22 protein-coding genes are annotated in these 23,480 nt (G+C 62.9%); 11 read left to right on the top strand and 11 right to left on the bottom strand.

Annotation, left to right across the window (positions count from 1 at the left end):
• Positions 1–42 precede the first annotated feature (42 nt).
• The 7 genes from PF1751_RS16550 to PF1751_RS16520 all read right to left on the bottom strand — a co-directional run bounded on the left by PF1751_RS16550 (position 43) and on the right by PF1751_RS16520 (position 7,222).
• Entirely contained in the window at positions 43–381 is a 339-nt protein-coding gene (locus PF1751_RS16550; protein ID WP_010209506.1) for a Na+/H+ antiporter subunit G, read from the bottom strand.
• The gene (locus PF1751_RS16545; protein ID WP_010209507.1) at positions 378–656 is read right to left on the bottom strand and encodes a K+/H+ antiporter subunit F; all 279 of its coding nucleotides are present in this window, start codon (positions 654–656) and stop codon (positions 378–380) included. Before PF1751_RS16545 ends, PF1751_RS16550 begins: the two co-directional genes overlap by 4 nt.
• Entirely contained in the window at positions 653–1,141 is a 489-nt protein-coding gene (locus PF1751_RS16540; RefSeq protein WP_010209508.1) for a Na+/H+ antiporter subunit E, read from the bottom strand. The genes PF1751_RS16545 and PF1751_RS16540 overlap by 4 nt, the downstream gene beginning before the upstream one ends.
• Complete coding sequence (locus tag PF1751_RS16535) at positions 1,138–2,820, bottom strand: monovalent cation/H+ antiporter subunit D (protein ID WP_010209510.1); 1,683 nt, start codon at positions 2,818–2,820, stop codon at positions 1,138–1,140. Before PF1751_RS16535 ends, PF1751_RS16540 begins: the two co-directional genes overlap by 4 nt.
• Entirely contained in the window at positions 2,817–3,161 is a 345-nt protein-coding gene (locus PF1751_RS16530) for a Na+/H+ antiporter subunit C (RefSeq protein ID WP_003192163.1), read from the bottom strand. Before PF1751_RS16530 ends, PF1751_RS16535 begins: the two co-directional genes overlap by 4 nt.
• A complete protein-coding gene (locus tag PF1751_RS16525) occupies positions 3,161–6,082 on the bottom strand; it encodes a monovalent cation/H+ antiporter subunit A (protein ID WP_038453379.1) in 2,922 nt (973 codons plus the stop codon). The genes PF1751_RS16530 and PF1751_RS16525 overlap by 1 nt, the downstream gene beginning before the upstream one ends.
• Positions 6,083–6,292: 210 nt before the next feature.
• Positions 6,293–7,222, bottom strand: coding sequence for a DMT family transporter (locus PF1751_RS16520; RefSeq protein ID WP_010209516.1), 930 nt, complete (start codon positions 7,220–7,222; stop codon positions 6,293–6,295).
• A gap of 92 nt (positions 7,223–7,314) precedes the next feature.
• Here PF1751_RS16520 and PF1751_RS16515 point away from each other — a divergent pair, with 92 nt between their 5' ends.
• The 11 genes from PF1751_RS16515 to PF1751_RS16465 all read left to right on the top strand — a co-directional run bounded on the left by PF1751_RS16515 (position 7,315) and on the right by PF1751_RS16465 (position 18,236).
• On the top strand, positions 7,315–7,878 hold the full coding sequence (locus PF1751_RS16515) for a helix-turn-helix domain-containing protein (protein ID WP_044287368.1): 564 nt from the start codon (positions 7,315–7,317) through the stop codon (positions 7,876–7,878).
• 154 nt (positions 7,879–8,032) lie between these two features.
• The gene (locus tag PF1751_RS16510; RefSeq protein WP_021492785.1) at positions 8,033–9,229 is read left to right on the top strand and encodes an SfnB family sulfur acquisition oxidoreductase; all 1,197 of its coding nucleotides are present in this window, start codon (positions 8,033–8,035) and stop codon (positions 9,227–9,229) included.
• Positions 9,230–9,240: 11 nt separating this feature from the next.
• Positions 9,241–9,567, top strand: coding sequence for an acyl-CoA dehydrogenase (locus PF1751_RS16505; RefSeq protein ID WP_044287367.1), 327 nt, complete (start codon positions 9,241–9,243; stop codon positions 9,565–9,567).
• On the top strand, positions 9,567–10,946 hold the full coding sequence (locus PF1751_RS16500) for an LLM class flavin-dependent oxidoreductase (RefSeq protein WP_044287365.1): 1,380 nt from the start codon (positions 9,567–9,569) through the stop codon (positions 10,944–10,946). The genes PF1751_RS16505 and PF1751_RS16500 overlap by 1 nt, the downstream gene beginning before the upstream one ends.
• Before the next feature lie 123 nt (positions 10,947–11,069).
• Positions 11,070–11,972, top strand: a complete 903-nt coding sequence (locus PF1751_RS16495; protein WP_044287364.1) for an AMP-binding protein — start codon at positions 11,070–11,072, stop codon at positions 11,970–11,972.
• Complete coding sequence (locus tag PF1751_RS16490) at positions 11,969–12,742, top strand: ABC transporter ATP-binding protein (RefSeq protein ID WP_021492783.1); 774 nt, start codon at positions 11,969–11,971, stop codon at positions 12,740–12,742. The genes PF1751_RS16495 and PF1751_RS16490 overlap by 4 nt, the downstream gene beginning before the upstream one ends.
• A complete protein-coding gene (locus PF1751_RS16485; protein WP_010209524.1) occupies positions 12,739–13,620 on the top strand; it encodes a branched-chain amino acid ABC transporter permease in 882 nt (293 codons plus the stop codon). Before PF1751_RS16490 ends, PF1751_RS16485 begins: the two co-directional genes overlap by 4 nt.
• 4 nt (positions 13,621–13,624) lie before the next feature.
• Positions 13,625–14,674 (top strand): branched-chain amino acid ABC transporter permease, encoded by a 1,050-nt coding sequence (locus PF1751_RS16480; protein ID WP_044287363.1) that lies wholly within the window; start codon positions 13,625–13,627, stop codon positions 14,672–14,674.
• A gap of 46 nt (positions 14,675–14,720) precedes the next feature.
• The gene (locus tag PF1751_RS16475; RefSeq protein WP_044287362.1) at positions 14,721–16,061 is read left to right on the top strand and encodes an ABC transporter substrate-binding protein; all 1,341 of its coding nucleotides are present in this window, start codon (positions 14,721–14,723) and stop codon (positions 16,059–16,061) included.
• 3 nt (positions 16,062–16,064) lie between these two features.
• A complete protein-coding gene (locus PF1751_RS16470; RefSeq protein ID WP_042572131.1) occupies positions 16,065–16,832 on the top strand; it encodes an ABC transporter ATP-binding protein in 768 nt (255 codons plus the stop codon).
• 12 nt (positions 16,833–16,844) lie between these two features.
• A complete protein-coding gene (locus PF1751_RS16465) occupies positions 16,845–18,236 on the top strand; it encodes an FAD/NAD(P)-binding protein (RefSeq protein ID WP_044287361.1) in 1,392 nt (463 codons plus the stop codon).
• A 303-nt stretch (positions 18,237–18,539) separates the two neighbouring features.
• Here the strand turns inward: PF1751_RS16465 and PF1751_RS16460 are convergent, their stop codons facing one another.
• Genes PF1751_RS16460 through PF1751_RS16445 form a run of 4 tightly spaced genes read right to left on the bottom strand, consistent with a single transcriptional unit; the run spans position 18,540 to position 23,166 of the window.
• Positions 18,540–19,787, bottom strand: coding sequence for an efflux RND transporter periplasmic adaptor subunit (locus PF1751_RS16460; RefSeq protein ID WP_044287360.1), 1,248 nt, complete (start codon positions 19,785–19,787; stop codon positions 18,540–18,542).
• The gene (locus PF1751_RS16455; RefSeq protein WP_010209531.1) at positions 19,777–21,255 is read right to left on the bottom strand and encodes a TolC family protein; all 1,479 of its coding nucleotides are present in this window, start codon (positions 21,253–21,255) and stop codon (positions 19,777–19,779) included. Before PF1751_RS16455 ends, PF1751_RS16460 begins: the two co-directional genes overlap by 11 nt.
• A complete protein-coding gene (locus PF1751_RS16450) occupies positions 21,248–22,465 on the bottom strand; it encodes an ABC transporter permease (RefSeq protein WP_042572135.1) in 1,218 nt (405 codons plus the stop codon). The genes PF1751_RS16455 and PF1751_RS16450 overlap by 8 nt, the downstream gene beginning before the upstream one ends.
• A complete protein-coding gene (locus PF1751_RS16445) occupies positions 22,462–23,166 on the bottom strand; it encodes an ABC transporter ATP-binding protein (protein ID WP_010209535.1) in 705 nt (234 codons plus the stop codon). The genes PF1751_RS16450 and PF1751_RS16445 overlap by 4 nt, the downstream gene beginning before the upstream one ends.
• Between the last annotated feature and the right edge of the window lie 314 nt (positions 23,167–23,480).

The following is a 23,480-nucleotide window of genomic DNA, read 5'->3' as shown; positions in this document are numbered from 1 at the left end:
GCAAGCCGCTCCCACATTTTTCAAGGGGGTTCGCTTGATGAATCAGCGGCGGCTGCTGACCTCGGCCGGCACATCATCACCGGCCATGCGCTTGCGGAACAGTCCGGTGCGGGCCAATAGCAACGTGGTCACTGGCACCGTGATCGACAACAAAATCGGTATCAACCACCCGTGCAACACCGGCCCGGACTTGAGCACCGAAAAGTAGATGATCGACGCCAGCGCCACGCACCATGCGCCCAAGGTCGAGGCCAGTGCCGGCGGGTGCATGCGCTGAAAAAAGTCTTTCATCCGCAGCAAGCCAATCGCGCCAATCAACGCAAACACACTGCTCAATACCAGCAGTACGGCCACGATCACTTCCACCCATAACGGCATCATTCAATCACCTCCCCACGCAGCAGGAATTTCGCCAGGGCAAACGAGCCCACGAAGCCAAACAGCGCAATCAGCAGCGCCGCTTCAAAGTACGTGTCACTGGCATAACGAATGCCCAGCACCAGCATCATCAGCATCGCCAGGATGTACAAATAGTCCAGCGCCAGGACCCGATCCTGGGCCGACGGGCCTTTGAACAGGCGGATCAGTGTCAGCACCATGGCCAGCGAGAACAGGAACAGGCTCAACAGGATCGCATTGGAGAGCAGGGCGCTCATTCGAAGATCTCCATCAGGGGCCGTTCGTAGGTGGTCTTGAAGTGCTCGATGAAGGGCGCTTCGTCCTCCAGGTCAAACACGTGCAAGAGCAGGATGCTGCGGTCCAGCGCCAGTTCCGACCAGATAGTGCCGGGCACCACGGTGGTGATCATCGACAGCGCAGCCAGGCCGTTGGGGTCGCGCAGGTCCAGGGGGATCTTGACGAAGCGCGACCGCGGCGCTCGTGTGCCGCACATCAATACGCCCCAGGCCACTTGCAGGTTGGAGATGATTACATCGCGGCCGACCAGGAAGAACAGGCGAATGATCACCCCAGGGCGGCGAATGCGGATCGGCAAGGGGCGTAGCGGCGCCATCATCAATGGCGCAAGAAAGCCCAGCAAGGCGCCCAGCAGCAGGTTGCCGGGACTCACGGACAGGTTCAGCACCAGCCACAACGACCACAACGCCAGCGACAACCACGGGGCAGGGAACAGGCGCTTCATGGTTGCACCTCCAGCGCGGCGGTCTTGGCTTCAGGGCTTGGCACCGGACGCGTGGCCATCACCGCCATCACGTAGTGTTCCGGGTTGTTCAGGCTGACGGCTGTGTCCTGGGTGTAGCGCATCAACGGCTCGGCCTTGAAGGTGAGCAGGATGCTCAGACCCAGCAGGAAGAAGATCGGCAGGCACTCGTAGCGACGCAGTAGCGGCGAAGGGCGCTCTTCCGGGGTCCAGAAACGCTGGATGCCCAGGCGGGCGAAAGCGATCAGCGAGGCCAGGCCAGACAGGATCAACAGTGCGACCAAGCCCCAGGCAGCCGGGCGTATCGGCGCGTCAATGCTGACACCCAGGCCCAGCGGATTGACCAGCGCGCTCAACAAGCTGAGCTTGCCGATAAACCCGGACAGCGGCGGCATGCCGATAATCAGCAGTGCACAGGCAACAAAGCTCAAGCCAAGGAAGGCCATGGTCCAGGGAATCACTTGGCCGACCACGGCTTTCTGTTCATCGTCGAGGTTCACGCCGGGCCGCGGATGCAGGGATTCCATGGCCTTGGGCAACGCATCGATTTCCTCATCCAGTGGCAGGTCATTGGCCGAGCGCGAACGTTCGATCAGTTCAGCCAGCAGGAACAGCGCACTCAGCGCCAACGTCGAGCTGACCAGATAGAAAAGCGCCCCCGCCGTCAGGCTGGGTTGAGCGAAACCGACGGCAGACAACAAGATTCCCGCCGACACCAGAATGCTCAAGCTGGCCATGCGCTCCAGCCGCTGCGCCGCCACCATCGCCAAACCGGCGCAGAGGATGGTTGCCATGCCGCCATACACCAGCCAATCGCCGCCAAACAATGCCGATGCACCGGCCTGGCCGGAGAACAACAGGGTCCACAGGCGCAGCACGGTGTACACGCCGACCTTGGTCATGATCGCAAACATCGCCGCCACCGGCGCGCTGGCCGAGGAGTAGGCGGGGGCCAGCCAGAAGTTCAGCGGCCACATGCCAGCTTTGGCCAGGAACGCGGTCGCGAGGATAGCGGCACCTGCGTGCAACAGTCCGCGATCGGCCTCGGGCACCAGCGGGATTTTCAGCGCCAGGTCCGCGAAGTTCAGCGTGCCGGTGACACCGTAGATCATCGCCGCGCCAATCAGGAACAGCGACGAGGCCAGCAGGTTGATCGCAATGTAATGCAGCCCCGACGACACCCGCGCACGGCCGGAACCGTGCAGCATCAAACCATAGGACGCCGCCAGCAGCACCTCGAAGAACACGAACAGGTTGAACAGGTCCGCCGTGAGGAATGCGCCATACAAACCCATCATCTGAATCTGGAACAGTGCATGGAAGCTGGTGCCGGCACGGTCCCAACGGGCCATGGCGAACAGCAGCGCGCTCACACCGATGATCCCGGTAAGCACCAGCATCAACGCCGAGAGTTGATCGACCACCAGCACGATGCCGAATGGCACCTGCCAGTTGCCCGGCAGGTAGACGCCAATCGAGCCGGGGCCGCCTTTTTGCGTCCAGTACAACAGCAGGATCGCGATGCCGAGGCCGATGACGCTGGAGAACAGGTTGATCTTGGCCTTCAGCGGACGGCGTTTTTCGCCGAGCATCAGCATCAGTGCGGCGGTGAGCAACGGCAGCAGGATGGGGGCGACGATCAGTTGGTTGACCCAATTCATTCCTTGGGCTCCCTGCCATCCACGTGGTCAGTGCCGGTCAGGCCCCGTGAGGCCAGCAGCACCACCAGAAACAGCGCGGTCATGGCGAAGCTGATCACGATGGCGGTGAGCACCAGCGCTTGGGGCAGCGGATCGGTGTAGTTGAGCAGGTCTTGTGGCACGCCGTCCTTGATGATCGGCTCCTTGCCGATAAACAGGCTGCCCATGCTGAAAATGAACAGGTTGACCCCGTACGACAGCAGGCACAGGCCCATCACCACCTGGAACGTCCGTGGCCGCAGGATCAGCCAGACGCCGGAGGCGGCCAGGACCCCAATGGCAATTGCGATGACTTCTTCCATCAGGCGGCTCCTTCCGTTGCGGCAACTACTTTGGCCTGGTTGCTCGGTTTATGGGCACGCACGGACTGGTGACCGAGGGCGGTGAGCATCAGCAGCGTGGAGCCTACGACCATGGCGTACACGCCGACGTCGAAGAACAAGGCGCTGGCGATGTGAATATCGCCGAGCACCGGCAGGCTGAAATGCCAGGTGTGGGTGGTGAGGAATGGATACCCGGCAAACAGTGCGCCGAGACCGGTCAGCGTCGCCGAGAACAGGCCAAAGCCCATCCAGCGCATCGGCCGCAGGCTCATCTGCGCCTCGACCCACTGCGTGCCGGCAACCATGTATTGCAGGATAAACGCCACGGACATCACCAGGCCCGCGACAAACCCGCCGCCTGGCTGATTGTGCCCGCGCATGAACAGGTAGAACGACACTACCAGCGCAATCGGCAGCAGCAGGCGCACCAGCACCGCCGGCACCATCATGAAGCCCAGGGCGGTGTCGCTGGCCTGGCGCGGGTTGACCAGGTCGGTGGCCACGTCCGGCGCCAACTGACGCTGTTGCGCGGGCAATTGCATGCTTTCCTTGGACGGGCGGAAGCGGCGCAGCAGGGCGTATACCGTCAGCGCCACGGCGCCAAGTACGGTGATTTCACCCAGTGTGTCGAAGCCGCGGAAATCCACCAGCATCACGTTCACCACATTGCTGCCGCCACCTTCGGGCAGGGCACGGCTGAGGTAGAACGAGGAGATATCGTTGGGCGTCTGGCGGGTCAGCATCGCATAGGACAGCAACGCCATGCCGCCACCCACCACGGTCGACAACAGGAAGTCGCGTACCCGTCGAATCCGCGCTTTGCGCAAGGTGTTCGGCAATGGCGACACCTCCTCTATCCGCCGGGGCAGCCAGCGCAGACCCAGCAGGATCAGCACGGTGGTGACCACTTCCACAACCAACTGGGTCAGCGCCAGGTCCGGCGCCGAGAACCACACGAAGGTCACGCAGGTCATCAGGCCGCACACGCTGACCATGGTCAGGGCCGCCAGCCGGTGGTACTTGGCTTGCCAGGCGGCACCCAGGGCGCAGGCAATTGCCAGCAGCCACAGGGTCACGAACACGATGGAGCCTGGGATTTTCGGGCGATCGCCCCAGCTCAAGCCACTGTTGAGCATCGGGATCATGCCGCCGATCACCGCCACCAATACCAGCAAGAAGAGTTGAGTCTGCAGGCGCTTGGTGCTGATGCGTTTTTCGATCTTGCGCACGCCGCGCATCATCACTACCAGGCTGCGCTCGAAGCCGCGCTTGCCGTTGAAGTAACTGATGATGGGCGGGTATTTGAAGCGACCGCGCTTGAGTTGCTTGCGCAGCAGCAGGTACAACACCACGCCGCCGGACATCGCCACCAGGCTCATGATCATCGGCGCGTTCCAGCCGTGCCAGATCGCCAGGCTGTATTCCGGTAGTTCACCGCCGACGACGGGCAGGGCGGCGGCAGCGAGGATCGAACCGACCACCTGAGCCGGGAAGATCCCCACCAGCAGGCAGGTGAACACCAGCAACTCGACCGGCGCGCGCATCCAGCGCGGCGGTTCGTGGGGCGTGTGCGGGAGATGGGTGGCAGGCGGACCGAAGAACACATCCACGGTAAAGCGCAGGGCATAGGCCACGCTGAACGTGCCGGCAATCGTCGCAATCAGCGGCAGGGCAATTTCGACCCACGCGGTCGATGAGATAAACACGGTCTCGGCAAAAAACATCTCTTTGGACAGGAATCCATTGAGCAGCGGCACGCCGGCCATCGAGGCACTGGCGACCATCGCCAGGGTCGCGGTAAACGGGATCAGCTTGACCAGCCCGCTGAGCTTGCGGATGTCCCGCGTGCCGCTCTCATGGTCGATGATGCCGGCCGCCATGAACAGCGAGGCCTTGAACGTGGCATGGTTGAGAATATGGAAAACGGCTGCGACGGCAGCCAGTGGGCTGTTGAGACCCAGCAGCAAGGTGATCAGCCCGAGGTGGCTGATGGTGGAGTAGGCCAGCAGGCCCTTGAGGTCATTTTGGAACATGGCGCAGTAGGCGCCGAGGAGGAGGGTGAGCGCGCCGGCACCGCCGACGATCCAGAACCATTCTTCGCTGCCGGACAGCGAGGGCCACAGGCGGGCCAGCAGGAACACGCCGGCCTTCACCATCGTCGCCGAATGCAGATACGCCGACACCGGCGTGGGGGCCGCCATCGCGTGGGGCAGCCAGAAGTGGAAGGGGAACTGGGCGCTTTTGCTCAGGGCGCCGATCAGTACCAGGGCGAGCATGACCGGGTACAGCGAATGGGCGCGAATCTGATCGCCCGCCGCCAGCACCCGGTCCAGGTCATAGCTGCCGACGATATGCCCCAGCAGCATCACGCCCGCCAACAGGCACAGGCCGCCGGCGCCGGTGACCATCAACGCCATGTATGCGCCGCGTCGCGCATCGGCGCGGTGGTGCCAATAGCCAATCAGTAGGAACGAGAACAGGCTGGTCAGTTCCCAGAAGAACACGATCTGGATCAGGTTGCCGGAGATCACCAGCCCGAGCATGGCGCCCATGAATGCCAGGAAAAACGCGAAGAAGCGCGGCACCGGGTCGTCCGGCGACATGTAATAGCGCGCATACAGCGACACCAGCGTGCCGATGCCCAGCACCAGCATCGAGAACAGCCAGGCAAACCCGTCCATGCGCAAAACGAAGTTCAGCCCAAGGCTGGGCAACCACATGAATTCTTCGCGGATCACGCCACCGTGGGCGATCTGAGGGTAAAGCAGGGCGACTTGAATAGTACCGACCAGTGCGACAAGGCCGGCCAACAGGGATTCGGTGTTACGTGCGTTGTGCGGCAGCAAGGCCGCCAGACAGCTGCCAATAAACGGCAGAAGCAGTAGAACTATCAGGGACATAGGCTTCTAATCTGCGGAAGTTTGGGATGCATCATACGTGCCGCTTTCACGATCACCAAACGGCAAGATGTGGCAGGATCCTACAAGGTAGGCCGAAACCGCTCATTTAGCTTTGTTTCAAGCGAGCCTGTTCCAGTGTCCACACCGCCCTCTGTAGGCGCCGGGCTTGCTTGCGATGGCGATCTGACAGCCACTGCAAGCATTCGGACCTTATCCCTGCTGTTCCTGTTCCCGCTCATCGCGCAATTCGAGGGCCTTCTGCCCCTTGGTCTTCATCTCACTGACAATCACCGCCGCCACAATCAACGCCGCGCCCACCATCGCAATCGGCGGGAAGCGCTCCCCGGCGATTCGCCCCACCACGCCTGCCCACACCGGCTCACCGGCATAAATCAACGTGGCACGGGTTGGCGATACGCTTTGCTGGGCCCAGTTCATGGCGACCTGGATCACCGCACTGGTCAAGCCCAGGCCCACTGCGCTGAACAGCAACAGCCAGGAGAAACCCGGCAATGCTTCGCCCATCGGCACCACCATCAGGAACGACAGCAACGATGCCGTGGCCAGTTGCACCACGGTCACCCGGCGCACATCCACCTGGCCGGCAAAGGCACTGATCAGGATGATCTCCGCCGCAATCGCGACCGCCCCGATCAAGGTGGCGATTTCACCAGGGCTGAAATTCAGCGAAGCGCCCGCCGGCCCGGTCAGCAGCATCAGCCCGGTGAACGCCAGCATGATACCGATGCTCGGCATCAACCCCGGGCGCCGCCCTAGCACCAGCCATTGCAGCAATGGCACGAAGGGCACATAGAGCGCGGTGATAAACGCCGACTGGCTGCTCAGGATCGTCTGCAGGCCAATGGTCTGCAATCCGTAGCCAAACATGATCGCTACGCCGATAAACACCCCGGCCTTCAACTCGAACAGGGTCAGGTCGCGCAGGGTGCGCAAGGAAAAGAACCCCACCACGATGGCCGCCGCCGCAAACCGCAGGCCGACGAAAAACATCGGGCCGCTGACGGTCATCGCATGCTGCACCAACAAAAAGGTGCCGCCCCAGATCATGGTGATCACCACCAGGATGCATTCGGCTTTGCTGAAGCGGTTGAAACGCGAAGGGGAGTTTGGGGTGGTCATGGCGGCTCGGTCTTGCAAGGGAAAGGCACGGACCGCACAATGCGCCGCACGCTGGGCAGTATACTGCGCACACCCACCCATTGAGCAATATAGTGCACAAAGAAAATCCACACCGGGCTTCGGTCCTGCAGCACGTCAGCCAGAACGTTCGTCGCCTGCGCCACGCCGCCGACCTGAGCCAGACCGCGCTTTCGGAAAAATCCGGGGTCAGCCGGCGCATGCTGGTGGCCATCGAGGCAGGGGAAAAGAATGTCAGCTTGTCCACCCTCGACCGTGTCGCCGAAGCGTTGGACGTAGCCTTCAGTGACCTGATCCAGGCCCCGGATGCGCCTGACCACAGCCGCATCAACGAACTGGCCTGGGCGGGTGAAATTCCGGGGAGCAAAGCGGTGCTGTTGGCCAAGGCCACGGCGCGGCGTGAGGTCGAATTATGGGAAATGCAACTGGAGCCAGGTGATCGCTACAGTCCCGACCCCGACCCGGATGGCTGGAGCGTGCAGCTATTTGTATTCGAAGGCTGCCTCACATTGCTGGTGGGCGATGAAGAGAAGCGCGTTGCCGCCGGTGAGTTTTATATGTTCGCCAGCCGTCACGTCCATGGCTATCGCAATGACGGCGATGTGGCTGTGCGGTTTGTGCGCAACGTGGTGATCTAACTGTTCACCCGGCAACAGTGGATGGACACTTTGCTGGTTTGAACTACGCGCTACTGCGCTTAATTGCCAGCAACTCGCTGATTTTATTGGCGATTAGATTCAGGCACGACTCCTGCAATCACTCCAGTATCCCCTCGGAGCCTGGAGTCGGCCCATGTCAGCCCACCCTCAACACCCTGCCCATGTCATCCGCTCGGACGCGGAAGCCATCGAAGTCGCCACGCGCCTGGCCGCACGGTTTGCTGTCGACGCCAGCGCGCGCGACCGTGAGCGTCGCCTGCCGGTGGCCGAACTCGACGAATTCTCTGCCAGCGGCCTATGGGGCATCACCATTCCCAAAGAGTACGGCGGCGCAGGAGTGTCCTATGTGACGGTCGCCGAGGTGATCAAATTGATCTCCGCCGCCGACCCGTCCCTGGGGCAGATCCCGCAGAACCACTTGGGCGTGGTGGACATCCTGCTGCAAACGGCCACAGAGGCACAAAAGCAGCACTACTTCGGCAAAGTCCTCCAGGGCTACCGCTTCGGCAACGCCTTCTCCGAAGCCAAGAGCAAAAACGCCGGCACCTTCGACACGCAGATTCGCTTCCACGGTGAAACCGCGCAAATCAACGGCGAGAAGTTCTACTGCACCGGCGCGCTGTTTGCCCATATCGTGCCGACGGTCGGCAATAACGAACACGGCCAGGCGTTCATTGGCTTTGTCGAGCGCGATGCACCAGGCCTGACCGTGATCGACAATTGGGATGGCTTTGGTCAGCGCACCACCGCCAGCGGCGGCGTGACCCTCGATGGCGTCACCGTGCCGTTGAGCGCGGTAGTCCCTGCGCACCTGGCCTTCGATCAACCCACGGCCGATGGCCCGATCTCGCAAATTATCCAGGCTGCCGTCGATACCGGCATCGCCCTCGGCGCCCTTGAGCAGGCGAAGATTTTCGCGCGCCAGGCACGCCCATGGATCGACAGCCAGCAGGATCACGGCTGGCAAGACCCGTTCACCATCGCCGCCATCGGCGACCTGGAATGGCGGGTGCACGGCACCGAAGCCATCCTCGCCAAGGCCGGCCAGGCGGTGGACCGCGCCCTTGCCGAGCCGAGTGAAGACTCCGTCGCCCATGCCTCGCTGGTCGTCGCCCAGGCCAAAGTGTTGTCCGCCGAAACCGCCTTGCTCGCCAGCAGCAAACTCTTCGAACTGGCCGGCACCCGCTCGGTCACCGGCAAGCACAACCTCGACCGTTTCTGGCGCAATGCGCGCACCCACACCCTGCACGACCCGGCCCGCTGGAAATATCACCTGATCGGTAATTTCGTGCTCAACGGCGTGAAACCCGCGCGCCACGCCTGGAACTAAGGAGCTTAACCATGACCGCACTGAGCCTTGCGCGCCAACTCTTGGACAGCACCCGCCGGCATGTCGAGAAAAGCGCTGACCCTTACGAGATCAGCCGCTTTGGCGACTTACAGATCCGCGTCGATGTCGCCGCTGCCCTGTTGGAACGCGCCGAAACCCACCCCAGCCCGGTGGCCGCCACCGAAGCGCAAATTGCCGCCGCCGAAGCCCTGATCGCCGCGAGCAACGCCGAATTCGAACTCACCGGGCAACGCACCGCACTGCCGTCGACCCTCGACGACCCCCTGCGCTGGAAATACCAGGTCGTCGGCAATTATCACCTCAACGGAGTGCTTTGATGTCCCGTGAAATCCGCTTGAATGCCTTCGACATGAATTGTGTCGGCCACCAATCTCCGGGACTGTGGGCCCATCCGCGTGACCGTTCGTGGCAGTACAAGGATCTGGAATACTGGACCGACCTGGCGAAAATCCTCGAACGAGGCAAGTTTGACGGCCTGTTTATCGCCGACGTGCTCGGTATTTATGACGTCTACAACGGCAACGGCGATGCGGCGATTCGCCAGGCCGCGCAGGTGCCGGTCAATGATCCGCTGTCGCTGATCGCGCCGATGGCCTTGGTCACCGAGCATCTGGGTTTTGGCCTCACCGCTTCGCTGTCCTTTGAGCATCCGTACCCGTTCGCCCGCCGTCTCTCCACCCTCGACCACCTGACCAAGGGCCGTGTCGGCTGGAACATCGTCACCTCCTACCTGGAAAGCGGCGCCAAGAATCTCGGGCAGCAAGCCCAGACCGAACACGACGCGCGCTACGACTACGCCGAGGAATACCTGGAGGTTTGCTACAAACTCTGGGAAGGCAGTTGGGAGGAGGGCGCTGTCTTGCGTGACCGTGAGCGCCGGATTTTCAGCGACCCGAGCAAGATCCACGAAATCCGCCATGTCGGCAAACACTTCCAGGTGCCCGGCATTCACCTCTGCGAGCCGTCGCCGCAGCGCACGCCGTTGCTCTACCAGGCCGGTGCGTCCAGCCGTGGCAAGCAGTTTGCCGCTGAACAGGCCGAGTGCGTATTCGTCGCCGCGCCCTCCAAGGTGCTGCTGAAAAAGACGGTCGCCGACATCCGCCGCCGCGCCGCCGAAGCCGGGCGGGATCCGCAGAAGATCCTGATCTTCAACCTGCAGACGGTGATCGTCGGTGAGACCGACGCCAAGGCCAAGGCCAAGTTTGACGAATACAAATCCTACGTCAGCTACGAAGGCGCGATGGCGCTGATCTCTGGCTGGACCGGTATCGACTTCAGCCAGTTCAAGCCTGATGAACCGCTCAAGCACGTGCACACCAACGCGATTCAATCGGCGGTGGAAGCCTTCTCCACGGCGGACCCGAACAAAGTCTGGACGCCAAACGAACTGGCCGATTGGGTCGGCATCGGCGGTTTTGGCCCGCTGTTTGTCGGCGGCCCGGAAACCGTGGCGGACCTGTTGCAGGAATGGGTCGAAGAGACCGATGTCGACGGCTTCAACCTAGCCTATGCACTGACCCATGAAACCTTCATCGACGCCGTGGACCTGCTGGTGCCGGAGTTGCAGAAGCGTGGTGTGTACAAGACCGAATACGCCCAGGGCACCTTGCGCGAGAAGTTGTTTGGCGACGGTGCGAGGTTGGCCTCTAACCATCCTGGCGCCAGCTACCGCGACCTCAAAGCCACCCGTCTCTGATTGAAACACCTCGGTCAATGTGGGAGCAGGCACGCCAGCTCCCACCGTTTGATCTTTATTGTTTGATCGATACCCGCCAGCGGACCACCGCACGCACACCACCCAATAGGAGCAACCCCCCCTATGAGCGTGCACGAACTCAAACGTCCGCTGGTCCTGGAATGGCCTGCCGAACTCCTCGGCAACCTGCCCAAGGCGCTGGAACAACTGCAGCACTGGGCGCAGATCACGCCGCTGCACACCGCCCTGCGCCACAAGCGCCAGGGGCAGTGGTACGCGTGGCGCTGGATTGACGCATTGCGTGACGTCGAGCGCCTGGCCGATGGCTTGCGCCAGCAAGGTTTCGGCGAGCACTCGCGGCTGGCCCTGAGCGGTGCGTTCGAGCCGAACCTATTGTTGCTGGCGCTGGCGGCGCAATCCATCGGCGGGCAGGTCCTGACCCTGGCCGATGACCTGGAACCCGAGGCGCTCCAGCCGCACCTGTGGCGCATTCGCCCCACCCATGCTTATGTGCAGAACCGCCAGACCGTGCGCCATTGGCAGTCGGCCAATTTGTTGGACTTCGTCCAATTGCTCGGTCCGTTGGCGCCCGCGCAACACATCGCACGTTGGTGGCACCCCACAGGCGAAACTTCATTGTGGAGCGAAGAGGGCACCCATTGGCAGGGCGGCCTGGCGGTGGTCCTGGAGCAGTGGCTGAACAGCGGCCATGGCCTGGCCTTTCCGGAAAGCCTGGCGTCGGCGCGACGTGATCGCAGTGAAGTCGCTCCCACCGGCCTGCTGTTGTCGCCCGCACGCCTGCAGCACTTGGCCGACGAGATCGAAAGCCGCCTGGCGCCCCACGGCACCTGGCGTCGGCGCCTCTGCGACTGGGCCATCGCCCATCCTCAAAGCGGCCTGCGTCGCCTGCTGAAAAACCGCGTGCGCAAACTCCTGGGTTTCCAGCGACTGGCGTATATCTGGCAACCCGTCAAATCCACCCCTTCGCCGGCGTGGCTGGCGGAATTCAAGCGGGACATCGCATGAGCCAGGCCATTCTCCAAGTGCGGGATATTTCGCTGTCGTTCAAGGGCGTCAAGGCGATCAATGCCTTGTCCTTCGAGGTGGCGCGCGGCGAAATCTGCGCGCTGATCGGGCCCAATGGTGCCGGTAAAAGCTCGCTGCTCAACGTGCTCAATGGTGTGTATCGCTTCGACGCCGGCGAGATCGTCTTCGAAGACCAGCACTTCCACCGCATCGACCCCTTGGGGGCCGCGCGCCGGGGCATTGGCCGCACCTTCCAGAACAACGCGCTGTTCAAGAAGATGAGCGTGCTCGACAACATTCTCACCGGCCTGTCGCGCCACATGCGCAGCAGCGTTATCGAACAGGCCCTGGGCTTGCCCCGCGCACGCCGAGAAGCCGAAGCATTCCGGCTGCGGGCCCAGGGCATTCTCGAATTCCTTGAGCTGCAAGCCCATCGCGATGTGTTGGTGGGCAACCTGTCCTACGGCCTGCAAAAGCGCGTGGAACTCGGCCGGGCGTTGATCGCAGGGCCGAGCCTGTTGCTGCTGGATGAGCCCATGGCTGGCATGAATGCCGAAGAAAAACAGGAAATGGCGCGCTTCGTCGCCGACGTAAACCGCGACCTCGGCACTACCGTGGTGTTGATCGAACACGACATGGGCGTGGTGATGGGCCTGTCCGACCATGTGGTGGTGCTCGATTACGGGCGCAAGGTCGGCGACGGCACACCAGCCGACGTGCAGGCCAATCCCGAGGTGATCGCGGCCTACCTGGGAGTTGTAAACGCATGACGTTCTTCTTCGAAACCCTGCTCGGCGGCCTGCTCGCCGGCACCATGTACTCGCTGGTTGCCATCGGCTTCGTGCTGATCTACAAGGCCAGTGGTGTGTTCAATTTCGCCCAGGGCTCGATGCTGCTGTTTGCCGCACTGACATTCGTCAGCCTGCATGACCAAGGCGTGCCGTTTGCCCTGGCGCTGCTGGTGACAGTGATCGTGATGATCGTCGGCGCCTTGCTCATCGAACGTTTGGTGCTGCGGCCGCTGGTAAACCGTTCGCAAATCACCCTGTTTATGGCCACGTTGGGCCTGTCGTTCATTATCGAAGGCCTGGCCCAGGGCTTGATGGGTTCCCAGGTGCGCGCCCTTGACCTGGGCATCGACGACGTGCCGCTGTTCGTTGGCCCGCTGATGCTCAGCCAGTTCGACCTGATCGCTGCCGCCGCCGCTGTGGTGCTGGTGACCGTGCTGGCGCTGCTGTTCAACAAGACCCGCATCGGTGTGTCGCTGCGTGCGGTGGCGGATGACACCACGGCGGCGCTGTCCATCGGCATCAACCTCAACCGCATCTGGCAGATCGTCTGGGCGGTGGCGGGCATTGTCGGGCTGGTGGCTGGCCTGCTGTGGGGCGCGCGCCAGGGCGTACAGTTTTCCTTGTCGCTGGTGGTGCTCAAGGCTTTGCCGGTGCTGATCATCGGCGGGTTTACCTCGATTGGCGGGGCGATTGTCGGCGGGCTGATTGTCGGCGCGGCGGAGAACCTCGCCGAGGTGTACATCGGCCCATTGATTGGCGGCGGCATCACGCCGTGGTTCGCCTATGTATTGGCCCTGGCCTTCCTGTATATCCGTCCCGCCGGCCTGTTCGGCGAGCGCGCCATCGAGCGAGTCTGAAACCATGTCGATCCCCGTTGCTCAAGACACCGCGCCGTTGCTGCTGATTCAGCGGCGCATCCCCTGGGCCCTGATCGGCCTGTTGGCGCTGGCCTTTATCGTGGTGCCGCTGTGGGGCAATGACTATTGGCTGAACGCGATCCTGATCCCGTTCCTGGTGCTGTCGCTGGCCGGGCTGGGCCTGAACCTGCTCACCGGCTACACCGGCCAGACCTCAGTGGGGGCGGCCGGCTTCATGGCCGTCGGCGCGTTTGCGACCTATGGGTTTTTGCTGCGCCTGCCGGAGCTGGGGTTGCCGGTGGCTCTGCTCGGCGGTGGCATCATCAGCGCCTTGGTCGGCCTGCTGTTTGGCCTGCCGAGCTCGCGGATCAAGGGCTTCTACCTGATGGTCACCACCCTGGCCGCGCAGTTTTTCCTGGAGTGGCTGTTCGTCAAGTTCCCCTGGTTCTACAACTACGGTTCGTCAGGGACCATTTCCGCGCCGAAGCTGGCGCTGTTCGGTCATGACCTCAACACGCCGTTGGGCCGTTACCTGCTGACCCTGGTCACCGTGCTGCTGTTGACCTGGACCGCGATAAATCTGGTGCGCAGCCAGATCGGGCGCAACTGGATGGCGATCCGTGACATGGACACCGCCGCCGCCGTGGTCGGCATCCCGGTGGTGCGCTACAAGCGCCTGGCGTTTGCGGTCAGCTCGTTTTACTTAGGGATTGCCGGCGCGCTGTGGGCCTTTGCCTACCTGGGCACGGCCAGCGCCAGTAGCTTCGATATCAATCGTTCCTTCCAGATCCTGTTCATCATCATTATCGGTGGCATGGGCAGCATCGCCGGCAACTTTGTCGGTGCGGCCTTCATCAGCCTGCTGCCGATCTTCCTCAGCCATGCCGGCCAGGCACTCTTCGGCGGTTCGGTGGATGCGGGGCAGTTGCAGAACCTGCAGAAAATCATCTTTGGCGTGTTGATCATCGTGTTCCTGATCAAGGAACCCGAGGGTTTGATTCGCCTGTTGCACAACCTGCGTGACCGTGTGCGGCAGTGGCCGCTGCGTTTCTGAGCCTTTTCGACTGACTGTTTATTTTACTGACTGATAGAGAGCCCCCATGCGTGCATCCTTGAAACGTTCCTTGATCGGCGCCGCGTTTACGCTGGCAACCCTGGCCGGTGCGGTCCCCCAGGCGACGGCCTCGCCGGACCAGCAGTTCATTCCCCTGGCCACCTATCGCGTGGGCGCCTACGCCTCCAGCGGTGTGCAGGTGTGGGCCGGGATGATCGACTATTTGCGTTATATCAACGAGGTCGAAGGCGGCATCAATGGCGTAAAGCTGGTGTGGCAGGAGTGCGAAACCGAGTGGACGGCGGAGAAGGGCATCGAGTGCTATGAGCGCTTCAAGAATGGCCTGGATGGCGCGCCGGTCGCGGTCTACCAGCCCAACGGCGCGCCAGCGGCGTATGCGCTGAGCGAGCGCGCGGAGGTCGACAAGATCCCGCTGATCACCCTCGGCTACGGCCGCACCGAAGCCACTGACGGCACTGTGTTCCCTTACAACTTCCCGGTGATGCTGACCTTCTACAGCGAGGCATCGACGCTGGTGAACTACATCGCCCAGCGCGAAGGCGGCTTCGACAAACTCAAGGGCAAGAAGATCGCCACGGTCTACCACGACTCGGCCTATGGTCGCGAAACCCTCGGCCCGCTGAAGTTGCTGGCGGAAAAGTACGGCTTCGAAAACATCCAGATTCCGGTGGCCGATCCCGGCAACGAACAATCCGCGCAATGGCGGCAGGTGCGTCAGGCCAACCCGGACTGGGTGTTCCTGCGCACCTGGGGTGTGTCCACGCCGGTCGCGGTAAAGACCGCCGCGCGCTTCGGCTTCCCGGTCGACCACATCATCGGCGATATCTGGGCCAGCTCCAGCGAAGACGTGTTGCCCGCCGGTGCCGCCGCCAAGGGCTACCTGGCCCTCACGCCATACCCGGCCGGGGCTGATTTCGAGATCCACAAACGCCTCAAGCAGTACATCCTCGACAAGGGCCACAGCGACCTCAAGGACCTGAAGAACTTCGGCAGCGTCTACTACAACTCCGGCCTGGTGAACGCCGCCGTGGCGGTAGAAGCGATTCGCACCGGCCAGGTCAAGTTCGGCAAGCGCCCGCTCAATGGCGAAGAAGGCCGCTGGGGCCTGGAGCACCTGAACATCGACGATGCGCGCTTGAAGGACATGGGCTACCTGGGCCTGATGCAGAACCTCAAGCTGTCGTGCCGCGACCATGAAGGTGGTGGGTCGGCGCGAGTGCAACAGTGGGACGGCGCCAACTGGACGCTGATCAGCGACTGGATCGCCGCCGACCGCGCGCTGTTGCGCCCGCTGATCGATGACAAATCGGCAGCGTTCGCCAAGGAAAAAGGTCTGACGCCGCGTACCTGCACCGGGGATGAATAAACCATGAGCCAGCCCGCCGCTGAATCCGCCAGCCAGGCACTGTTAAGCGTCAACGACATCGAAGTGATCTATGACGGCGCGATCCTCGCGGTAGCCGGTGTGTCGCTGAGCGTACCCAAGGGCGCGATCGTGGCCTTGCTCGGTGCCAATGGCGCCGGCAAGAGCACCACGCTCAAGGCCATCTCCGGGTTGGTGCGTGCCGAGCGGGCCGAGGTCAGCCGGGGCACGATCGAATACGCTGGCACCGACCTGGCCGGCATCGACCCCAGCCAGCGCGTGCGCCAGGGCATGGTCCACGTGCTGGAAGGTCGCCATGTGTTCGGCCAACTGAGCGTGGAAGATAACCTGCGCAGCGGTGGTTTTGTCCGGCGCCTGAGCCGCCAGGAGATGGAGCACGACCTCGAACGCCTCTACGCGTGGTTCCCACGGCTCAAGACCAAGCGCCACACCCGCGCCGGCCTCACCTCGGGCGGCGAGCAGCAGATGGTCGCCATCGGCCGGGCGTTGATGACCCGTCCTACTTTGGTACTGCTCGACGAGCCATCCATGGGTTTGGCGCCTATGATCGTGCAGGAGATTTTCGAGATCATCGGTCAGCTCAACCGCGAGCAGCAGGTGAGCTTCCTGATCGCCGAGCAGAACATCAACGTCGCGCTGAACTATGCGTCCCACGGCTACGTATTGGATACTGGGCGCGTGGCCTTGAGTGGCAGTGCCGCTGAACTGTTGGCGCGGGGTGACTTGCATGACATTTATCTGGGCAAACGGTAAGGGCGACTCTGCATGACTGAATCCATCCGCAACGCTGATGTACTGATCATCGGCGGCGGCCTGAGCGGCACGATGCTGGCCGTGCAACTGCTGCGCCTGCCTGGCCAACGCCGGATCCTGGTGATCGAGCCGCGCGCGGAACTGGGGCGCGGCGAGGCCTACAGTGCTGTCGAACTGGGCCATACCCTGAACGGCAATGCGGCGCGCATGAGTGTCGACCCGGACAATGCCGACGACCTGACCCAATGGCTCACCGACTACATCGGCGCTGGTGGCTGGCCCGAGTCCGACCAGCAACGCGTGCCGATCAGCGAACTGTTCCCGCCGCGCGGGATTTTTGGTTTGTACGCCCAGCAGCGCTTGGCTGAGGCCAGGGCGCAGTCCGCATCCAGCGTCGAGCACGTGCGCGGCGAAGTGGTCGACCTGCAAGTGGAGGAAGCCTCGACGCTGCTGACCCTCGATAACGGCCAGCAACTGCGCGGCGGGTTTGCGGTATTGGCCACCGGCATGTTCCCGGCGGCCCGTACACCACAGACTGAATCCACAGGGCTGAACGCGGCGGCGGTGGACCCGTGGGATGTCAAGGCGATGACCGGGATTGACCCACAAGCGCCGGTGCTGATCATCGGGTCGGGGCTGACTATGGTCGACGCCGTGGTCTCCCTGGAACAGGCCGGGCATCGCGGGCCCGTCGAGGTTTTCTCGCGTCACGGCTTGCTGCCCCATGTGCGCCGGCAACCGCCGAGCTGGGTGGATTTTCTCGGCGAGGATCACCGTCTGCGCAGCCCACGGCAGTTGTTGCGTGAAGTCCGTCGGCAATGCGCTATCGCGCAAACGCAGGGCATTGATTGGCAAGCGCCGCTGGACACCGTGCGCGCGCACATCGGCCGCCTGTGGAGCCAGGCCAGCGAGCGCGAGAAACGCCAGTTCGTGCGGCATGTGCGGCCGTGGTGGGAAAGCCATCATCACCGTTCGCCGCCGTTGAGCGCGCAGTTGGTGGCACGCTTGCATGATGAGGGGCGTTTGCGGATTCGGGCAGCCTCCTTCAAGGGCTTGGAGCCTTCGGCTGAAGGCGTGACCATTCGCTTGCGTCATCGCGGCGAGCAAGCCATCACCCTGGTTTCGGGTGCAGCGCTGATCAACTCCAGCGGCATCGAATACGACTGGCGCCGTGTGGCTCGTCCGCTGCCGCAGCAATTGCTCAAACGTGGACTGGTCCGCCCCGGGCCGCTGGCGTTGGGGATTGCGGCGGATGCGTCGGGCGCGGTGCTGGACGCCGAGGGCACTATCAGCCGGCGCCTGTTCGCCATGGGCCCGCCGTTGCGCGGGATGTGGTGGGAAAGCACCGCAGTGACGGATGTAGCGCTGCAAGCCAAGGCGCTGGCCGCACGACTCACCCTGTAGCGGGCTTGTCAGCTCCCACATTTGAATCGCGGGGCAACAGTAGGAGAGTGGTTGGCTGTCAGGCCGCCTTCGCGGGCAAGCCAGCTCCCACATTTGGATCGCGGGGCAACAGTGGGAGAGTGGTTGGCTGTCAGGTCGGCTTCGCAGGCAAGCCAGCTCCCACATTTGGATCGCGGGGCAACAGTTGGAGAGAGGTTGGCTGTCAGGTCGGCTTCGCAGGCAAGCCAGCTCCCACATTTGGGTCGCGGGGCAACCGTTGGAGAGTGGTTGGCTGTCAGGTCGCCTTCGCGGGCAAGGCAGATCCTACAAGGGGTTTGTTTTCACGAAGCCGGGTTTGAGGCCGAACACTTCCACGCCTTGGGCCGTCGCTTGCCCGGTGGTCACCTTCACCCGCTCCGACGGCTTATCCATCGCCTCGCGGTATTCGACCGTCTTATCCGCCCGGATCGCCTGGCTCGGAATCACAATCGCCTGCGCATTGTTGTAAGTCACAATAGTCAACCGCGCACTCATCCCCAGCCGCACCCGCTGCAACTGCTGCGGCGTGAGTTTGGGGATCGACAGGGTCACTGGAAACTGCGCGCTGCCCTGGCTGTCACCGGCAATCGCCAAGCCGCTCACCACGCTTACCGAGCCAGTCAGTCGCTCGCCGTCAAAACCATCCCCCAGCACTTCCACTGCCTGGCCCTGATGCAACTGGTTGATGTCCAGCTCCGAGACCTTGGCGACGATTTTAAGCCGTTCGATGTTCGCCAGGCCAAACAGCACCTGACCCTGACTGACCTTGCTGCCGGCTTGCACCGGGGCCGTATTGTTGCCGCCAGCCTGAGGTGAATTATTGCCGGGTGGTGGCACCACGATGCCGGAGAACGGCGCCTTGACTTCCTTGCCTTCGAGCAGCTTGTGCAGGGCGTCGTATTTCACCGTGGCATTGGTCAGTTCCATGTCGGCGATCTGGCGGTATTCGCCCTTGCCCTGGTCGATGGCCTGCTGCAGTTCGCTGCGCGCGGAGGCAAGGTCCAGCTGTTGCTGCTGGGTCTGCTGCTTGAGGTCATCGAGTTCGTTGCGTGGGATGATGCCGCGCTTGAACAGGTTTTCACTTTCGGTAAGTTTGCGCTGGGTATTACCGGCTGTCATTTCGACGGTGCGTAAGCTACGGCGCGCGCGGGTGACGGTGGGGCCGTTGTCCCAGTCCTGCATTTCCTGCACGGTGCGCCGGGCCTTGAGTTGGGCGGAAAGGGCGTCGCGCAGTTGCACCTCCAGGGTCGCCGGGTCCATGCGCAACAGTACCTGGCCGGCCTCGACGCGCTGGCCTTGCTCCACCAGGTTGGCTTGCACATTGCCGTCGAAAGGCGCGGTGAGGGTGATAGTGGTGTCGGGCTCGATCTTGCCGACCAGGCCGATCTGGTGCACCAATGCCTCGGGCTTGACGACCTGCCATTGCTCTTGGGTGCCAACCGGATCGGAGGCCGGGCTGCGCAAGGTCAGGACCGCGCCGCCCAGTAAGAGAATAAGTACAGCGCCCAGCAGGCGTTTCTGATTAGTAGTCATTGAGGGCAATTTCCCAACTTTCCAGCGTCATGCCCAGGGTCAAGTCGAGCTGGGTCTGGGCGTTCAAATAAGCGATCAGCGCATTCAGCTGCGCGTTTTCGGCGTTGCGCAGGTCGGTCTCGAAACTCAGCACCTGGAAGTTGGTGGAACGTCCGGCGCTGAGTTTTTCCCGCTCGATCTCGATCTTGCGCCGCGACAATTCCACGGCGCGCTGGGAGATTTCATATTGGCGCCAACGGGTGCCGAGGTCGCGCACCACATCATTGACGCTGCGCTCCAGGGCCTGGCGCGCGTCGGTGATACGGATCTCCTGATCCTCCACATTCACCCGCGCGCGCACTTCGGCCTGGCGCGTACTGATGTCGCCGATGGGGATTTGCACCTGCACCCCGGCGTAGCTGTCCCAGGTGCGGTTGTTGGAACGGCCGGCGTTGTTATCGGTGTTGGCGCGTATCTGGTTGGCACCGGTCACCAAGTCCACCTGCCAGCGCCCGGAGTCCTTGGCGATTACCAGGTTGAGGTCGGCCTGCTGGCTGCCGAGCAAGACCGCCAGGTACTCCGGTTGCTGGGTCTGGGCCAGGGTAAAGGCCTGGCGCTTGTCGATCTGCATGGGCCTGGCCTCCAGGGCTTCGGTGGCGCGAATCGGTGTGGACAGGTCCAGGGCCAGCAGGCGCAGCAGGGCCAGGCGGTTGGTGTCCAGTTGGTTCTGCGCTTCTTCCACGCCGAGTTGCTGGGTGGCGATATCGGCTTCTGTCTGCACGATCTCGAACTCAGCCATGCGCCCGGCATTGATCAGCGCCTTGTTCACTTCCAGCAAGGTGACGGAGCGCTTGAGGGCGTCCTGCACGATGCTCAGCTGCTCCTGGGCGCGCAGCAGTTCGCGGTAGGTGGCGATGATCTGGCTGATGGTCTGTGCCACGGTGGCCTTGAGGTTCAGGCGGTTGGCCTGCTCCGACAGCCGTGACAGGCGCAGCGGTGCGGTGGTGGCGTCCCAGCCGGCGCCGCGCATCAGCGGCTGGATGATCGCCAGGTCAAGGCCGTCACTGCGGTAGCGGCCGGCGCGGTCGGCGTTGTTCAACTGCTGGGTCCAGGCCATGCTCAGGCGCGTGCCGTACTCGCCGAGCAGGCTGGTGGCCGGCGCCACGTTGGCATTGCGCGCATTGTCGGCCGAGCCGCGGGTGCTGCGGTAATAACTGTTGAGGGTGAGCTTGGGGTTGAACTCGTCTTCGGCCACGCGCAGGTCGAATTTCTGCGCCACCCGTTGCAGGTAGGCGCTGCGGATCGCCGGGTTGTTGCGCAGACCCAGGTACACCGCGTCGCCCAGGGTCAGGCTGGTGACCTGGGCATTCAACGAGACGCCCCGGTCATAGCCGCTGCGGGTCGTACTGGGTGCCGATGGCTTGATTACCACGTCGGCGGCCATGCCGGGCAGGCTGGCGAAGACGAGCAGCCAGAGCCATTTATTCATCGCGCAGGGCCTCCACCGGCTGCAAACGTGAGGCCGAGACCGCCGGGTAGATGCCAAAGAACAACCCCACCAGCAACGTACTGCCCACCCCCAATGGCAAGGCAGCAATCGCCAGGGCAAATTCCCAGCCCGACAGCCAGGCGTACAACCAGGCGGCGGTCAGGCCCAGCACGGCGCCGCAGAGGGCACCGACGGCGGTGAGGGTCACGGCTTCGAGCAGGAACAGGTTGCGGATATCTCGCTGACGCGCGCCGAGCGCCATGCGGATGCCGATCTCGCGGCGGCGCTCCGAAACGTTCATCAGCATCACGTTCATCACCCCCACGCCACCGCCCACCAGTGAGATTGCGCCCAGGGCCAGCAGCAGGTAGGCGAAGGTGCGGCTTTGCCGGGTCATGCCGTCGATCATCTGCTGGGGCACCTGGATGTCCACATCGTGGTCGGTCAGTTGGGGTTGCAGCGCGACAGCCACGTCCTTGGCGATACGCTCCATGTCCTGGCCGGGCGCAGCGCGGATGATCAGGTTGCCGATCTGCGGCGTTGCATAGATGCGGCGCATGCCTTCGGCGGGAATGAACAGCGACTCGTTGGCTTGCACCGGCATCAGCATCGCCCGTGGCTGGCTGCGCAGGATGCCCACGATCAGGAACAGGTAGTCGTTGATGCGCACGCGATCGCCCAAACGCAACGGGTCACCTGGCGCTCCGAGTGACTGGGCCACTTGGTCGCCGATCACACCATAGGTTTCGTTGGCATCGAAACCCGACAGGAAGCGCCCCTGTTGCAACGCCAAGCGCATCGCGTCCTTGATGTCCGGGGTGCTGCCGACTAAGTTGGCGTTGACGGTACGGCCATGGAACACGATGGGGCCGCTGAACAGTGTGAGGGCGCCGACATGGGCAATGCCCGGCACCGTCTGGCGCACGGCGTCCAGGTCGAGGCGGGCGGGCATCGGGACAGTGCTGGCGCCTTTGGGGGGGAACTGTGCGATCAGGGTGTCGGTGCCCATGTCCTTGAAAATCATCGCGGCATCCACTGCCGCGTTGTGGCCGATATTGATCAGCGCAACCACCGACGAGCTGCCGATCACGATACCCAGCAGGGCCAGGATCGAGCGCTTGCCCAGGGTGCGCAGGCTGACGAAGGCTTCATGCAGCAGTTGGCTGAAGTTCTGTTCGACCCGCAGGCTGCTCTTTACCCGCTCGGTCATGGGCACCCGGCCTCTTGCACCACGCCATTGCGCACCAGGATCTTGCGGTCCAGGCGCTCGGCGATGTGTGGGTCGTGGGTGACGATGATCAGGGTGACCTGTTGTTCGCGGTTGAGCGTCAGCAGCAGTTCCATGATGTCTTGGGCGGTGGTGCTGTCGAGGTTGCCGGTGGGTTCGTCGGCGAGGATCACCGAGGGCTTGCCTACCAGCGCCCGGGCAATGGCAACCCGCTGGCGCTGGCCGCCGGACAGGTCGGCGGGGCGATGGTGGGCGCGGTCGGCCAGGCCGACTTGTTCGAGCATGCGCAGGGCTTGCTCCACCGACTCATGGCGCGACACGCCGCGATAACTCAGGGGCAGGGCGACATTGTCCAGAGCGCTGAGGCGTGGCAACAGGTTGAAGCTCTGGAACACAAAACCGATCTGCTGGTTGCGGATGGCCGCCAACTGGTCGGGCGTGGCCGTGAAGATATCGTGGCCGGCAAAGTGGTATTGGCCACAGTTGGGCAGGTCCAGCAGGCCGAGGATATTGAGCAGGGTGCTTTTGCCGGAGCCGGAGGCGCCGAGGATGCCGCAGCTGTCGCCGCGGGCGATGGACAGGCACACATCATTGAGAATGGACAGGTGCTGCCCGGCCAGCTGATAGCGTTTGCCGATGCCTTGCAGGGAGATCAAGCCTGGGTGCGCGGGGGTATCTGTCATGAATACGCCTTCAGTCTCGACGCTGCCGTCAGCCGCCCCAGTAAAGCTTTGTAACAAGTTGGGAGGTTGGCCGGGGATGCGTCATGGACTGCTTTTGTTTCTTGTTTTTAAAATATTGTTTGAATACTAACCGCGTTCCAGGCGCTCCGCCAGCCATCGATATAGAGCGGCTCAAGCTTGGGAAAATGCCTACCTGCGAGGGCGAAAGGCAGCTCAAAACCCGCTTGGGACTCCCCCGACGAGCCCGCCAGCCGAGGCTTTCGATCATATGGCGGTGTGTCACTACTTGCTTTCGAACGATGGCCCCGGTATAA

The organism is Pseudomonas simiae (assembly GCF_000934565.1).
In the GTDB taxonomy this organism is placed as follows: domain Bacteria; phylum Pseudomonadota; class Gammaproteobacteria; order Pseudomonadales; family Pseudomonadaceae; genus Aquipseudomonas; species Aquipseudomonas simiae.
This window is presented reverse-complemented; position numbering and strand designations above follow the sequence as displayed.